This window comes from Psychrobacter sp. TB55-MNA-CIBAN-0194 (assembly GCF_040309505.1).
GTDB lineage: Bacteria > Pseudomonadota > Gammaproteobacteria > Pseudomonadales > Moraxellaceae > Psychrobacter > Psychrobacter fozii.
Genome location: NZ_JBEOOW010000766.1, coordinates 1 through 237, shown reverse-complemented (window position 1 = coordinate 237; position 237 = coordinate 1). Strand labels below are relative to the sequence as shown.

Annotated in this window: 1 protein-coding gene; it reads right to left on the bottom strand. The window is 34.6% G+C overall.

What is annotated here, in order from left to right; all coding sequences use genetic code 11:
* Nucleotides 1-237 (bottom strand): hypothetical protein (locus AAEY75_RS17025; protein WP_352260357.1); only part of this gene is annotated, 237 nt, incomplete at both ends.

Genomic DNA, 237 nt, shown 5'->3' with positions numbered 1-237 from the left:
CTTCAGCTGTTTTCTTATTGATTTCTTCATATGTTTGCTCAATCTTCTGTAAATTTTCAGCATCTTGAACAACTACATACGTTTTAATTTGTGCTTCCTGCTTTTGTAGCAGTGCCTCTAATTCCAGCGAGGTCTGGTACAGCTTTACTTCTTTGGTGAGGAGTGCTTTATACGATTGATCTGTTTTGTAATAGATAAAGCTAGAAAATCCTAAAATACTGACAAACAATACACATA